Annotated in this window: 15 protein-coding genes; 7 read left to right on the top strand and 8 right to left on the bottom strand. The window is 73.0% G+C overall.

Going from position 1 to position 12,630, the window contains the following annotated elements; genetic code table 11:
- Window positions 1-26: 26 nt before the first annotated feature.
- From GA0070608_RS14790 to GA0070608_RS14780, 3 genes are all read right to left on the bottom strand, one after another.
- Complete coding sequence (locus GA0070608_RS14790) at window positions 27-989, bottom strand: zinc-binding dehydrogenase (RefSeq protein WP_176733724.1); 963 nt, start codon at window positions 987-989, stop codon at window positions 27-29.
- A 95-nt stretch (window positions 990-1,084) separates the two neighbouring features.
- Window positions 1,085-2,260 (bottom strand): NAD(P)-dependent malic enzyme, encoded by a 1,176-nt coding sequence (locus GA0070608_RS14785; protein ID WP_091628282.1) that lies wholly within the window; start codon window positions 2,258-2,260, stop codon window positions 1,085-1,087.
- 145 nt (window positions 2,261-2,405) lie between these two features.
- Entirely contained in the window at window positions 2,406-2,756 is a 351-nt protein-coding gene (locus tag GA0070608_RS14780) for a S24 family peptidase (RefSeq protein ID WP_091628280.1), read from the bottom strand.
- Between the two features lie 86 nt (window positions 2,757-2,842).
- Between GA0070608_RS14780 and sodN the strand changes: the two genes are divergently transcribed.
- The 3 genes from sodN to GA0070608_RS14765 are packed head-to-tail and all read left to right on the top strand — an operon-like array spanning window position 2,843 to window position 4,257.
- A complete protein-coding gene (sodN, locus tag GA0070608_RS14775; RefSeq protein ID WP_091628278.1) occupies window positions 2,843-3,247 on the top strand; it encodes a superoxide dismutase, Ni in 405 nt (134 codons plus the stop codon).
- Window positions 3,244-3,825 carry a GNAT family N-acetyltransferase gene (locus GA0070608_RS14770; RefSeq protein ID WP_425413231.1) on the top strand — a complete coding sequence of 194 codons (582 nt, stop codon included), beginning with the start codon at window positions 3,244-3,246 and terminating at the stop codon, window positions 3,823-3,825. Before sodN ends, GA0070608_RS14770 begins: the two co-directional genes overlap by 4 nt.
- Before the next feature lie 24 nt (window positions 3,826-3,849).
- Window positions 3,850-4,257 carry an ATP-binding protein gene (locus tag GA0070608_RS14765; RefSeq protein WP_091628275.1) on the top strand — a complete coding sequence of 136 codons (408 nt, stop codon included), beginning with the start codon at window positions 3,850-3,852 and terminating at the stop codon, window positions 4,255-4,257.
- Window positions 4,258-4,301: 44 nt separating this feature from the next.
- On the opposite strand, the gene GA0070608_RS14760 is transcribed toward GA0070608_RS14765, so the two are convergent.
- A complete protein-coding gene (locus GA0070608_RS14760; protein ID WP_091628272.1) occupies window positions 4,302-4,691 on the bottom strand; it encodes a hypothetical protein in 390 nt (129 codons plus the stop codon).
- A gap of 43 nt (window positions 4,692-4,734) precedes the next feature.
- Between GA0070608_RS14760 and GA0070608_RS14755 the strand changes: the two genes are divergently transcribed.
- Window positions 4,735-5,685, top strand: coding sequence for a diacylglycerol/lipid kinase family protein (locus tag GA0070608_RS14755; protein ID WP_091628270.1), 951 nt, complete (start codon window positions 4,735-4,737; stop codon window positions 5,683-5,685).
- Window positions 5,686-6,135: 450 nt separating this feature from the next.
- Window positions 6,136-6,393, top strand: a complete 258-nt coding sequence (locus GA0070608_RS14750; RefSeq protein ID WP_007072794.1) for a WhiB family transcriptional regulator — start codon at window positions 6,136-6,138, stop codon at window positions 6,391-6,393.
- 98 nt (window positions 6,394-6,491) lie between these two features.
- Here the strand turns inward: GA0070608_RS14750 and GA0070608_RS14745 are convergent, their stop codons facing one another.
- From GA0070608_RS14745 to GA0070608_RS14735, 4 genes are all read right to left on the bottom strand, one after another.
- Window positions 6,492-7,268: a sirohydrochlorin chelatase gene (locus GA0070608_RS14745; protein WP_091635103.1), complete on the bottom strand. Its 777-nt coding sequence runs from the start codon at window positions 7,266-7,268 to the stop codon at window positions 6,492-6,494.
- A gap of 74 nt (window positions 7,269-7,342) precedes the next feature.
- The gene (locus GA0070608_RS14740) at window positions 7,343-8,143 is read right to left on the bottom strand and encodes a phosphoadenylyl-sulfate reductase (protein WP_091628267.1); all 801 of its coding nucleotides are present in this window, start codon (window positions 8,141-8,143) and stop codon (window positions 7,343-7,345) included.
- Complete coding sequence (locus GA0070608_RS32030) at window positions 8,140-8,298, bottom strand: IS1 family transposase (protein ID WP_121399684.1); 159 nt, start codon at window positions 8,296-8,298, stop codon at window positions 8,140-8,142. Before GA0070608_RS32030 ends, GA0070608_RS14740 begins: the two co-directional genes overlap by 4 nt.
- 150 nt (window positions 8,299-8,448) lie before the next feature.
- Window positions 8,449-10,164, bottom strand: coding sequence for a nitrite/sulfite reductase (locus GA0070608_RS14735; RefSeq protein ID WP_091628264.1), 1,716 nt, complete (start codon window positions 10,162-10,164; stop codon window positions 8,449-8,451).
- Between the two features lie 345 nt (window positions 10,165-10,509).
- Between GA0070608_RS14735 and GA0070608_RS14730 the strand changes: the two genes are divergently transcribed.
- Both GA0070608_RS14730 and GA0070608_RS14725 read left to right on the top strand, forming a co-directional pair.
- Window positions 10,510-10,971, top strand: coding sequence for a hypothetical protein (locus tag GA0070608_RS14730; RefSeq protein ID WP_091628261.1), 462 nt, complete (start codon window positions 10,510-10,512; stop codon window positions 10,969-10,971).
- Window positions 10,972-11,151: 180 nt separating this feature from the next.
- Window positions 11,152-12,549, top strand: coding sequence for a glycosyltransferase family 39 protein (locus tag GA0070608_RS14725; RefSeq protein ID WP_411970830.1), 1,398 nt, complete (start codon window positions 11,152-11,154; stop codon window positions 12,547-12,549).
- The last annotated feature ends 81 nt before the right edge of the window (window positions 12,550-12,630 follow it).

The raw sequence follows: 12,630 nt of genomic DNA, 5'->3' as shown, positions 1-12,630 counted from the left end.
CGAGGGTGGGGGCGGACCGAGACGTGTCAGGCGGTGTGGTCGACGACGACCTTGCCGAAGACGTCGCCGGAGTGCAGGCGGGCGAAGGCGTCGGCGACCCCGCTGAACGGCACGACGGTGTCCACCACCGGGCGCACGTCACGCTCGGCGCAGAACGCGAGCAGGGCGGCCAGCTCGTCGGGGGTGCCCATCGAGGTGCCCAGGATCTCCAGCTGCATGGCGAAGACCCGGCGCAGGTTGACCTTCGGCTCGTGCCCGGCGGTGGCGCCGGAGACCACGATCCGGGCCATCGGCGCCGCGGACTTCAGCGAGTGGTCGAAGGTGGCCGCGCCGACCGTCTCGATGATCACGTCGACCCGCTCCGGCAGCCGGGCGCCGGGCTCGACGGCGGTGGCGCCCAGCTCGGCGATCCGCTCCCGCTTGGCCGCGTCGCGGCTGGTCGCGTACACCCGCTTGCCCATCGCGGCGGCGAGCACGACGGCCGCGGTGGCCACGCCGCCGCCGGCACCCTGGACCAGCACGGCGTCGGCCCCGTCGACCCGGCCCACGGTGGTCAGCATCCGCCACGCGGTCAGCCAGGCGGTCGGCAGGCAGGCCGCGTCCGCCGCCGCCAGGCCCGCCGGCAGCGGCAGCAGGTTCGACCGGGGTACGGCGACCCGCTCGGCCAGCGTGCCGGGAAAGTGCTCCGAGAGGATGGAGATGCCGCGCGGGTCGCCCGGGGTGGGGATCACCGGATAGACGACGAACTCGTTGCCGTCCGGGTCCACCCCGACAGCGTCGCAGCCGAGGATCATCGGCAGCTGTTCCGCGCGCAGCCCGACCCCCCGCAGCGACCAGAGGTCGTGGTGGTTGAGGGAGCTGGCCCGCACCTGCACGGTCACCCAGTCGTCGGCCGGGTGGGTCGGCTCGGGCTGCTCGCCGACGGCGAGCGCGGCGAGCGGGTTGGCGTCGTCGAAGCGGGAGACGAAGGCGGCACGCATGATCGGCACGGTAACAAGCCGAGCCCTCGACAAGAAGGGCACCGGTGTGGGGAAGGGCCCTTTCCTGTCGCCCGGGCGACAGGAAAGGGCCCTTCCCCACGCTTTCAGCGGGTGACGCCGTCGCGGCGGGCGGCCTCGGCCACCGCCTCGGCCACCGCGGGGGCGACCCGGGGGTCGAGCGGGGACGGGACGATCGCCTCGGCGGTGAGCGACTCGGCCACCACGCCGGCGATGGCGTCGGCGGCGGCGACCTTCATCCCCTCGGTGATCCGGGTGGCCCGGGCGTCCAGGGCACCCCGGAACACGCCCGGGAAGGCCAGCACGTTGTTGATCTGGTTGGGGTAGTCGCTGCGGCCGGTGGCGACGACGGCCACGTGCCGGGCGGCCACCTCCGGGTGCACCTCGGGCGTCGGGTTGGCCAGCGCGAAGACGATGCCGCCGGGGGCCATGCCGGCGACGGCCGCCTCCGGGATCTGCCCGCCCGAGACGCCGATCAGCACGTCCGCCCCGCGCAGCGCCTCGGTGATGTCGCCCTCGCGACCGGCGGCGTTGGTGCTCGCCGCCAGCTCGGCCTTGGCGCCGGTCAGTTCGAGCCGGTGCCGGCCGATGATCCCCTTGGAGTCGCAGACCACCACCTGGTCGGGGTTCACGCCGCCGGCGACCAGCATCTTCGTCACCGCGACCCCGGCCGCGCCGGCGCCGCTGACCGTCACCCGCAGGTCGCCGAGCTTGCGGTCGAGCAGCGTGGCGGCGTTGCGCAGGGCGGCGAGCACGACGATCGCCGTGCCGTGCTGGTCGTCGTGGAAGACCGGGATGTCCAGGGCCTCGTCCAGGCGGCGCTCCACCTCGAAGCAGCGCGGGGCGCTGATGTCCTCCAGGTTGATCCCACCGAACGACGGCGCCAGCGCGCGCACCACGGCCACGATCTCGTCCACGTCCTGGGTGTCCAGACAGACCGGTACCGCGTCGACCCCGGCGAACTGTTTGAACAGCACCGCCTTGCCCTCCATCACCGGCAGCGCCGCGCGCGGGCCGATGTTGCCGAGCCCGAGCACGGCCGAGCCGTCGGTGACGACCGCGACGGTGTGCGACGCCCAGGTGTACTCGTCGGCGAGTGTCGGGTCGGCGGCGATCGCCTCGCAGACCCGGGCCACCCCCGGGGTGTACGCGAGGGAGAGGTCCTCCCGGCTGGTCAGCGGGACGGTCGAGGCGACGGCCATCTTGCCGCCACGGTGCAGCCGGAAGACGGGATCAGCGGGGTCCACGGTGGACGATGACATGGTGACTCCAGGATCTGTCGAGCAGACGGGGCGGCCGGCGCGGACGCGAGGTGAGGTGAGGCGCCGAGCGGCGACACGCGGTGCGGGGGTCACCCGGGCACCTTTCGAGCATAGTGTCGCCACCGTCACGCCGATGTGAGCGGGGTCATATCCGACGCGGGCGCACCCGCGCGGGCCGGGGCCAGTAGCGGGCCACCACACGGCCCCGCACGTCAGCCACCCCGTACGCCCGGGAGTCGTCGGTGACCAGGTCGTTGTCGCCGCGTAGCCACCAGCCGCCGTCCTGGGCCCGGACCGCGCGTTTGACCACGAGCAGGTCGGGGCGGCTGCGGAAGACCGCGACCACGACGTCGCCGGGGCGCACGGCCCGGTCTCCCGGGCGGACCAGCACCGCGTCGCCGTGCCGCAGCGTGGGCGACATGGACGGACCGGTCACCAGTACGGCGGTCAGCGGCCACCGCAGCCGGGGCGCTCCCGTCGGGTGATCAGCCCCCATCGGTTTCCCCTCCACCCGGCCTCCCCGGACCGCGTCCAGGAGTAATGTCGTCTTGGATCATCGCAAACTTCCCATGGAGGATCCTGATGCGACTTCCGCGCATCCTTACGCCCCGCGTGACCGCCAGCGCCCACTGCGACCTGCCCTGCGGCGTCTACGACCCGGCCCAGGCCCGGATCGAGGCCGAATCGGTCAAGGCGATCTGCGAGAAGTACCAGGCCAACACCGACCCCGAGTTCCGCACCCGCGCCATCCTGATCAAGGAGCAGCGCGCCGAACTGGTGAAGCACCACCTGTGGGTGCTCTGGACCGACTACTTCAAGCCGGCCCACTTCGAGAAGTACCCGCACCTGCACCAGCTGTTCAACGAGGCCACCAAGCTGGCCGGCGCCGCCGGCGCCAAGGGCGGCACCGACCCGTCCAAGGCCGACGAGCTGCTCCAGAAGATCGACGAGATCTCCAAGATCTTCTGGGAGACCAAGCAGGCGTGACCCTCACCGGTCCGTCGATCCGGCCGGCACGTCCCGAGGACGTGCCGGCCGTCGTCGCCATGGTGCACGAGCTGGCGGAGTACGAACGCGCCGCCGACCAGTGCCACCTCACCGAGGAACAGCTCACCGCCGCCCTGTTCGCGACTGCTCCAGGTCGCGGCGCGGCGTCAGACGCGCCGGGCTGGAGCAGTCGTAGCCCGGCGCCGGCGCTGCACGGCCACGTGGCCGTGGACGGCCAGGACCAGCCGATCGGGTTCGCCCTCTGGTTCCTCAACTTCTCCACCTGGGCCGGCGTGCACGGCATCTACCTGGAGGATCTCTACGTCCGCCCGGTCGCGCGCGGCACCGGGGCGGGCCGGTCGCTGCTGGCCACCCTGGCCGCGATCTGTGTGGAGCGGGGCTACCAGCGGCTGGAGTGGTGGATGCTCGACTGGAACCCGGCCGCCGGCTTCTACGCCTCGATCGACGCCCAGCCGATGAAGGAGTGGGTCCCCTACCGGCTCAGCGGGGACGCCCTGACCGGCCTCGCCACACAGGCACGTGGCGGTCCCCACACATCCGGACCGCCGAGCGGGTAGAGTCCCCGACCGGGGGGATGAGTGGTGACTCAACTGACCGGACAGCCGATGACCGACGACGATGTCGTGCACCTCACCGTGCCTGCGGACGGGGGCTACCTCGGGGTGCTACGTACCGCCACCGCGGGGCTCGCGGCACGGCTGCAGTTCGCCCTCGACGAGATCGAGGACCTACGCATCGCCGTCGACGAGGCGTGCGCGATGCTGCTCGCCATCGCCACCCGCGACGCGGAGCTCGACTGCCGCTTCGCGGTCACCGAGGACGCGCTCACCGTCGAGGTGACGGTGCCGACCGTCCGCGGTGCCACGCTTCCCGCCGAGTCGTCCTTCGCCTGGAAGGTGCTCACCGCGCTGACCACGTCGGCGGCCGCGACGGCCACCGACGGTCGGGCCACCATCTCGCTGCTCACCCGTCGCGCCTCCGGCTACTGACCGCCCGCCCGCACCGCGCCGGTCGGGTCGGTGCCGGCGGGGCGTCACTCGAAGCCGAGGGCCCGGGTGGTGGGGGTGCTGACCAGCAGTGCGGTCACACCGAGGCCGAGCGCCATCAGCGGTACGCCGAGCCACGCCACCCCGCCCTGGATCATGAACCACCCGATCGGCAGCAGCATGAGCTGGAGCACGATCGCCGGGGCCCTGGCTCCCGCCTTCCGGCGCGTCAGCGCGCCGCCCAGCGCCCAGAGGGCCGCCGCCGCGCCGATCGCGAACGCGGTCACCAGCAACGCCGACGTGACGTCGGTGGTGGCGGCGGTGAGATCGGCCCAGACCAGCCACGCGGCGACCAGCCCCACACCGACCGCCTCGGCCCGCAGCAACCGGGCCGCCCAGCGGAGGGTGACGGGGATCGGGTCGGAGTCGATGGTCACGCGCGCCACGATACCCGGGCTACCACGCGGTACAGTGCCGCCCATGCGGGCCGTCCTGGTGGTCAATCCGAAGGCCACCACCACCAGCGAGCGCAGCCGGGACGTCCTGGTCCGGGCGCTGCGCAGCGAAGTCGACCTCTCGGTGCGCTACACCCGGCGGCGGGGGCACGCGACCGCGCTGGCACGCGAGGCGGCCGAGGAGGGCGTCGATGTCGTCGTCACGCTCGGTGGCGACGGCACGGTCAACGAGGTGGTCAACGGCCTGATGACGGCGCAGCCGCCGACCATGCCGACGGGCGCCACGACGGCGGAGCGGCTGCCCGCCCTCGCGACGGTTCCGGGGGGCTCCACGAACGTCTTCGCGCGGGCGCTGGGCCTGCCCCGGGACTGGCCGGACGGGACCAGCATGATCCTGGAGGGTCTGCGGCTGGGCCGGCACCGGACGATCGGGCTCGGCCGGGCCGACGACCGCTACTTCACCTTCTGCGCGGGCTTCGGGATCGACGCGGCGGTCATCCACCGGGTGGAGCAGGCGCGGCGGCGGGGCCGGGTCTCGACGCCCGCCCTCTACTTCCGTTCCACCGCCGCCCAGTACTTCCTCAACTCCGACCGCCGCCACCCGGCGATCAGCCTGGAGCGCCCGGGCGAGCCGGCGGAGGGTGAGCTGGCGACTGCCATCATCCAGAACACCGCGCCGTGGACCTATCTGGGTGACCGCGAGGTCAACCCGAATCCGGAGGCGTCCTTCGATCTGGGCCTGGACGTGCTGGCCCTGCGGCAGCTCCGGGTGGCCAGCACGACACGCACAGTGACGCAGTTCTTCTCCCGAACGCCGGATCCGCACGGCCCTCAGGTGCTGCGGCTGCACGATGTCGCCGAGTTCACCCTGCTCTCGGCCCGGCCGCAGGGGTTCCAGCTCGACGGCGACTATCTTGGCGAACGGGAAAAAGTTAGATTCACATCCATTCCCGCCGCACTGAGAGTAATCTGCTAGCTCTCGGGTACTGCCCTAGGTCGACGAGGTCGGGTCGCCACACCGATGCGACGACCGCCACACCGAGGGGCAGGTGCCGGAAATGTCAGCAATGTCACGCGGACTGTACTATATTGATCCTCGACAGTGGTACGCCGGGTAACCAGGAAGGCGCTGGAATCCGGACAAAGGGGTTGTGGGCTTGCTCACCGCCCGGAGTTTTTCCGAGCGTCACCCTTGACATCCCAGGCGTTCGTGAAAGTATTCACAAGCGAACTTGAGTTACCGGGACATTGCCTGGATATGCTCGGCAGGTTGAGCTGTTCCAGCAGGTCCACGGGGCTGACACAGCCTGCTCACGCACTGCCGAATAGCCGGACGCGAACCGTCACTGTCGGCGCTGCGGATGCATATAGGAAAAGCAAACAGAGCGATATCTGCCACCCATCCAGAATGAGGAGTGTTGCCGCCATGGACTGGCGTCACCATGCTGTCTGCCGCGACGAGGACCCGGAACTGTTCTTCCCGATCGGGACGTCCGGACCGGCTCTCCTGCAGGTCGAGCAGGCCAAGGCCGTCTGCAGGCGCTGCTCCGTGACCGACCAGTGCCTGCAGTGGGCGCTGGAGTCCGGTCAGGACGCCGGCGTCTGGGGCGGGATGAGCGAGGAGGAACGGCGCGCCGTCAAGCGGCGCGGTGGCCTCCGGGTGCTGCGCGCTCACTCCGCCTGAATCCCCCACACACCAGCGATACGCCCCGGCCGGGTACGCCCGCCGGGGCGTACTGCTGTCCGCCCACCATCCTCATACCCGTCGGACCCCTCTTCCGATCATGGACGGGCTGTGAACCCGGCCACCCGGCTCACGGCGTCCACCCGCCGCAGAACCAGATCGGCCAGCTCCGGCGCGTCGGTCAACGGGTCGGACACCGCCACCGCCCCGGCGCCCCGCGCAGCCGCGACGACGGCGTCGTGGAACAGGCCGGGAGCCAGGAAGTACGCCGACACCGCCACCCGCCGGGCACCACAGGCCCGCAGCCGCGCCACCGCCGTCTCGACGGCAGGCGGGGCCGCCGAGGCGTACGACACCCGGGTGGGCACGCCCAGACCGGCGCGCAGCGCGGCGGCCACCCGGCCCACCGACCTACGCGCCCGGGCGTCCCTGGTGCCCGCCGCGGCGAGCACCAGCCCGTCGAACCGCCCCGGCCTCGCCTCACCCAGCCGTCGGTACAGGCCCGCCAACAGCCCGGCGTCCACCTCACAGTCGGCGGGGCCGAGCACGTCGGTCACCCGTACCGCGATCGGTGGGCCCGTCTCCCGGGCTGCCGCGACCGCCGCCGGAATGTCCACCCGCCGGTGGTACGCGGCGGTGAGCAGCAGCGGCACCAGCACCGCCCGGGGGTGCCCGGTGGCGGCCAGGTCCCGCAGCACCGTCGTCGGTCCCGGCTCGGTGTGGTCCAGCCAGCTCGCCAGCACCGTCACCCCCGGCCGGGCGGCCGACACGGCACCGGCCAGTGCCCTGGTCGCCTCGGCAGCCCTCGGGTCCCGGCTGCCGTGCGCGACCAGAACCACCGGGTCGGCCGCTCCCGGCCAGGACGCACCGGACAGCCCTGGTGTTCCCGGCCAGGCCGCACCGGACGGCCCGGGCGCTCCCCACGCGAGAGAGCCCGGGACCGGCCCGGTCAGAGGTGCAGACCGCACTCGGTCTTCTCGAACATGGCCCAGCGGCCGGCCCGCGGATCCTCCCCCGCCTTCGTGCGCCGAGTGCAGGGCCAGCAGCCGATCGAGCCGTAGCCCTGCTTGAACAGCTCGTTGACCGGCACGTTCCAGCGGGCGACGTAGGCGTCCACGTCGGCCTGCCGCCACGCCGCGATCGGGTTGACCTTGACCTTGCCCCGGCGGGCGTCGAAGGTCACCACCGCTGTGTTCGCCCTGGTCGGCGACTCGTCCCGGCGCAGCCCGGCGGCCCACGCGTCGTAGCCGGCGAGGGCCCGCTCCAGCGGCTCCACCTTGCGCAACTGGCAGCAGTCGTCCGGGGCCTTGTTGAACAGGCGGGGGCCGTACTGGCCGTCCTGCTGGCCCACGGTCAGTCGCGGCCGGATTGACCGAACGTTCACCGGCAGCGTCCGGGCCACCTCGTCACGGACCCTGAGCGTCTCCGGGAAGTGCAGGCCGGTGTCGAGGAAGACCACGTCCACCCCCGGGGCGACCCGGGAAACCAGGTGGGCCAGCACGGCGTCAGCCATCGAGCTGGTGACGCAGAACCGGTCGCCGAACGTCTCGGCCGCCCAGCGCGCGATCTCCAGCGCGGGCGCGCCCTCCAACTCCCGGCCGGCCTCCTCGGCCAGCGCGCGCAGCTCGTCGGCGCCACGCCGGGCCGGGTCGGCCGGCGCCGGACCGCCCAGGCCGACCAGGCCCAGGCCGACCAGGCCCAGGCCTGCCGCCGAGACGAGGCCCGGCTGGTCGCCCGTGCCCCCGCTCACCGGGCCACCGCCCTGCCGAGCAGGCCGGTGAACTTCACCGTGAACACCCGGGCGCACGCGTGGCACTCCCAGGCGCCGTGGCCAGCCTCGCTCGGACGCAGGTCCTCCTCGCCGCAGTACGGGCAGTACAGCGGCGCGGACCGGGTCTCGCTCATCGCGTCACCTCGCTGCGCTCGGCACCGCGACGAGGGCCCCGGAGCCGGCTGATTCGCTCGCTGCGCTCGCTCATCGCGTCACCTCGCTGCGCTCGGCACCGCGACGAGGCTCCATGGCACCGCACCTGCTGATTCGCTCGCTGCGCTCGCTCATCGGAGTTCCTCCTCGTCGACCCTGATCACCCAGTTGGCGAACGTCTCGCCCGCCACCCGGCCGGCCAGGTAGCGCCGGGCCAGCCGCTCCACGTACGCCGGAAGCTCCTCGGCGGTGGTCTTCAGACCGCGCAGCTTGCGGCCGAACCCGGCGGTCTGCCCCGCGGCCATGCCGAGCCCGCCGCCGAGGTGGACCTGGAAGCCCTCCACCTGCTGGCCGTCCGGGCCGACCACCAACTGGCCCTTGAGACCGATGTCGGCGACCTGGGTGCGGGCGCAGGCGTTGGGGCACCCGTTGAGGTGGATGGAGATGTCGGCGTCGAAGTCGCGCAGCCGCTCCTCCAGCCGGGCCACCAACTCCTCGCCGCGCGCCTTGGTCTCGACGATGGCCAGCTTGCAGTACTCGATGCCGGTGCAGGCCATGGTGCCGCGCCGCCAGGCCGACGGCTGCGCCTCCAGGCCGATCCCGCGCAGCTCCCGCACCAGCGAGTCGGTCCGCTCCGGCGGCACGTCCAGCACCAACAGCTTCTGGTACGGGGTGAGTCGCACCCGCCCGCTGCCGTGCGCCTCGACCACGTCGGCCAGGCGGGCGAGCTGCCCGCCGGAGACCCGTCCCACCACCGGGGCGGCACCCACCCAGTGGCGCCCGTCGCGCTGCGGGTGCACCCCGATGTGGTCCACCGGCCGGTCGGGCAACTGGGGGGCCGGGCCGTCGAGCAGGGCCTGGCCCAGGTACTCCTTCTCCAGCACCTCGCGGAACTTCTCCACGCCCCAGTCGGCGACCAGGAACTTCAGCCGGGCGCGGTTACGCAGCCGGCGGTAGCCGTAGTCACGGAAGATGCCGACCACGCCGGCCCAGACGTCCGGCACCTCGTCCAGCGACACCCAGACGCCGAGCCGCTGGGCCAGCATGGGGTTCGTGGACAGGCCACCGCCGACCCAGACATCGAAGCCCGGGCCGTGGTCCGGGTGGTCCACCCCGAGGAAGGAGATGTCGTTCGCCTCGTACGGGGTGTCGACCAGCCAGGAGATGGAAGTCTTGAACTTGCGCGGCAGGTTGGAGTACGCCTTGTCGCCCACGTACCGGCGGACGATCTCGTCGATCGCCGGGGTCGGGTCGACCAGCTCGTCGCGGGCCACCCCGGCGACCGGACTGCCCAGCACGATACGGGGGCAGTCCCCACACGCCTCGGTGGTCTGCAGGCCGACGGACTCCAACCGGCGCCAGATCTCCGGCATGTCCTCGACCCGGATCCAGTGGTACTGGATGTTCTGCCGGTCGGTGATGTCGGCGGTGTCCCGGGCGAACTCGCGGGAGATGTCCGCGACCACCCGGAGCTGAGCCAGGTTGAGCTGGCCCCCGTCGACCCGGACCCGGAGCATGAAGAACTCGTCCTCCAGCTCGTGCGGCTCCAGCACGGCGGTACGGCCGCCGTCGATGCCCGCCTTGCGCTGGGTGTAGAGGCCCCACCAGCGGAACCGGCCGCGCAGATCCTGCGGGTCGATCGAGGCGAACCCGTGGTGGGCGTAGATGTGCTCGATCCGGGCCCGTACGTTCAGCGGATCGTCGTCCTTCTTGATCCGCTCGTTGGGGTTGAGCGGCTCGCGATGACCGAGCGCCCACTGACCTTCCCCACGGGGCCGGCGGGGGGTCCGGGCCGGTCGGGGGGACGTGGGGTCCCCGGCCCGGGCCGGGATGCTGCTGACCGCCATGGCGGCGTCCTCCGTTGTCTGAGGTGCCCCAGAGACACGCAAGGCGCGCGGCCGACCCGTCAGAACGGGCTGGCGACAACGGTGTCGAAGCAGCCGGCGCGAGGCGCGCCCGAGACAGAGTGGTCGGGCGTCGTCAGTCGGCCGGACAGATCGCGCTGCGCACGCGGCCGTAATCGACGTGGCGGCGAGCCACGAAGCGGCGGACGACAGCGGCGGTCATGGAAGTCATGCTGCCACACCCACCAGGGACCGGCCAACGAGCGCGTGTGGCATCCCACATCACGGGCGACCTGCCGGCCACCGCCGGTGCTAGGCTCCGCCGCCACCCGAACGGAGAGAACCCCCATGGCCAACCCGCACGTCGACCCCGCCCCGGACGCCGGCACCACGACCGCGCCGTCCGCCGGCCCGCTCCGGCGGCGCCGCCGCGGCGTGGTGGCCACGGCCGCCCTGCTCGGGCTCGTCCTGGTAGGGGTCGGCGCGGTGCTGGCGTACCAAAGCTTCGCGTCGCCCGCCGACGAGGACAGCGGCGTACGCGCGTGCCGCTCCAGCGGGGTGCTGATCCACGGTGAGCAGGGGCCCATCGTGCCCCGCGAGAAGCTGGTGGAACTGACCGAGCTCTTCGAGGCGTCGGCGGACCCCCACCTGGCCAAGGTCGGGTTCACCACGGTCGGCCTGGTGGAACGGGTCCAGCGCATGCGCGGCGAGACCGGCCCGGGGGCCGAGTTCTACCGGCAGTCGCTGCGCGAGGCGCTGCCCGACTTCGTGGCAGCGTGCGGGAAGCACGGGGTCACGATCGAGGGCTGACGCCCAGGCCGGCCGTCCGGCACGAGAGCTTCGTCGCCCGGCGGTGCCCGATCGGCGGATCGGCGCACGGGAGGTCCGGGTTGTGTGACGCTACGGTACGTGACCGGTTCCGCTGATCCGCCCAGCGACCGCGTCCCGCCGGTGCGCGAGGCGGAGGGCGGGCCGGATCGCACGGGCCGGCTGATCTGGATCGGGCCGAGTCTGGCCACCCTGGCCGTCGTACTGACCGGGATCGGTCACGCGCAGCCGTGGCGCGACGAGTTGGCCACCTGGAGCGCGGCGAGCCGGCCGCTCGGTGACCTCGTCCGGCTCGCCGGCACCATCGACGCCGCCACCAGCCCGTACTACCTGTTCATGCATGCCTGGGTGGCCGTCTTCGGCGACTCGGTGACCGCGCTGCGGTTGCCCGCCGCACTGGCCATGGCCGCCACGGCCGGGCTGACCGCGGTCCTCGGGCAGCGGCTGGTCGGCGCCCGGGTCGGGCTGCTCGCCGGGCTGCTCTTCGCGGTCCTCCCGGGCACCTCGCGGTACGGCCAGGAGGCCCGCCCGTACGCGCTGGCCACCTTCCTGGCGGTACTGGCGACCCTGCTGCTGGTCGAAGCGCTGGCCCGGCCCGGGTGGACGCGCTGGGCCGGGTACGCCGTCGCCGTGGCCGCGCTCGGGCTCACCCACCTGGTCGCGCTCACCCTGCTCGCCGCACACGCCGTGACGGTGCTCGCCACCCGGCGTACGGGGCCCGGAAACCGTCCGCTGCGCTGGGTGCTCGCCCTGCTGCCGACCGTGCTGCTGCTGACCCCGCTGGTCCTGCTCGCCCGGGGACAGCGGTCCCGACAGCTCGGCTGGGTGGAGACCGCCCGTCCCGACGACCTGGCCGCGCTCGCGGGCGGGGTGGCACAGAGCGGGGTGGTGGGCGGGCTGCTGGTGGGTCTCGCGGCGCTCGGCGCGGCACGACTGGGCCGGCGTGCCCTGCTGCCCGGGCTGGCCGTACTGCTGCCCGTGCTGCTGCTCTTCGCCGCGGGGCTGGTCGTGCCGCTCTGGGTGCCCCGGTACCTCGTCTTCGTGGTGCCCTTCGCCTGCCTGCTGGCCGGCGCGGCGCTCGCCACTGTGCCGCTACCACCGGCGCTCGCCGTCGTCGCCCTGGCCGGGCTGCTCGGCCTACCCGACCAGGCATCGCTGCGGCGTACCCACGAGTGGCCACGCAGCGCGACGGTGGACTACCGGGGCGCGGCCCGGATCGTCGCCGACGGTCAACGGCCGGGCGACGTGATCGTCTACTCGCCCCGGGAGAGCTGGTTCTTCCTCGACCTGGGTCTCGCGTACCACCTGGGCGACCGTCGGCCCCGCGACGTGCTGGTGACCGAGGACCAGGCCCGCCGGGGCGACCTGTGGGCCGCCGAGTGCGCCCGCCCGGCCGAGTGCCTGGCCGGCATGGATCGGGTCTGGCTGGTCGTGACCGGCCGCCGCGAGGATCCGCTGGCCGCCGTCCCCGGCGCCAAGGGCGACGCGCTACGTGCCGACTTCACGGTCGAGCGAGTCTGGCCACGCCCGGGACTGACCGTCGCCCTACTAACCCGCTGACCCGCTGACCCGCTGACCCACCTGCCTCCCTGCCTCCTACCTCCCCACTCCCGCCCCCGCCCAACTCCCCCGCCCCAACCC

Source organism: Micromonospora peucetia (genome assembly GCF_900091625.1).
Lineage (GTDB): Bacteria > Actinomycetota > Actinomycetes > Mycobacteriales > Micromonosporaceae > Micromonospora > Micromonospora peucetia.
The sequence above is the reverse complement of the archived record's forward strand: the minus strand, read 5'-3'. Positions and strand labels throughout refer to the sequence as shown.

Excerpts from the sequence above, each read along its gene's own strand:
- GA0070608_RS14785 (WP_091628282.1), bottom strand. The coding sequence starts at position 2,260 with ATGTCATCGTCCACCGTGGACCCCGCTGATCCCGTCTTCCGGCTGCAC.
- GA0070608_RS14780 (WP_091628280.1), bottom strand. The coding sequence starts at position 2,756 with ATGGGGGCTGATCACCCGACGGGAGCGCCCCGGCTGCGGTGGCCGCTG.
- sodN (WP_091628278.1), top strand. The coding sequence starts at position 2,843 with ATGCGACTTCCGCGCATCCTTACGCCCCGCGTGACCGCCAGCGCCCAC.
- GA0070608_RS14755 (WP_091628270.1), top strand. The coding sequence starts at position 4,735 with ATGCGGGCCGTCCTGGTGGTCAATCCGAAGGCCACCACCACCAGCGAG.
- GA0070608_RS14750 (WP_007072794.1), top strand. The coding sequence starts at position 6,136 with ATGGACTGGCGTCACCATGCTGTCTGCCGCGACGAGGACCCGGAACTG.
- GA0070608_RS32030 (WP_121399684.1), bottom strand. The coding sequence starts at position 8,298 with ATGAGCGAGACCCGGTCCGCGCCGCTGTACTGCCCGTACTGCGGCGAG.
- GA0070608_RS14735 (WP_091628264.1), bottom strand. The coding sequence starts at position 10,164 with ATGGCGGTCAGCAGCATCCCGGCCCGGGCCGGGGACCCCACGTCCCCC.
- GA0070608_RS14730 (WP_091628261.1), top strand. The coding sequence starts at position 10,510 with ATGGCCAACCCGCACGTCGACCCCGCCCCGGACGCCGGCACCACGACC.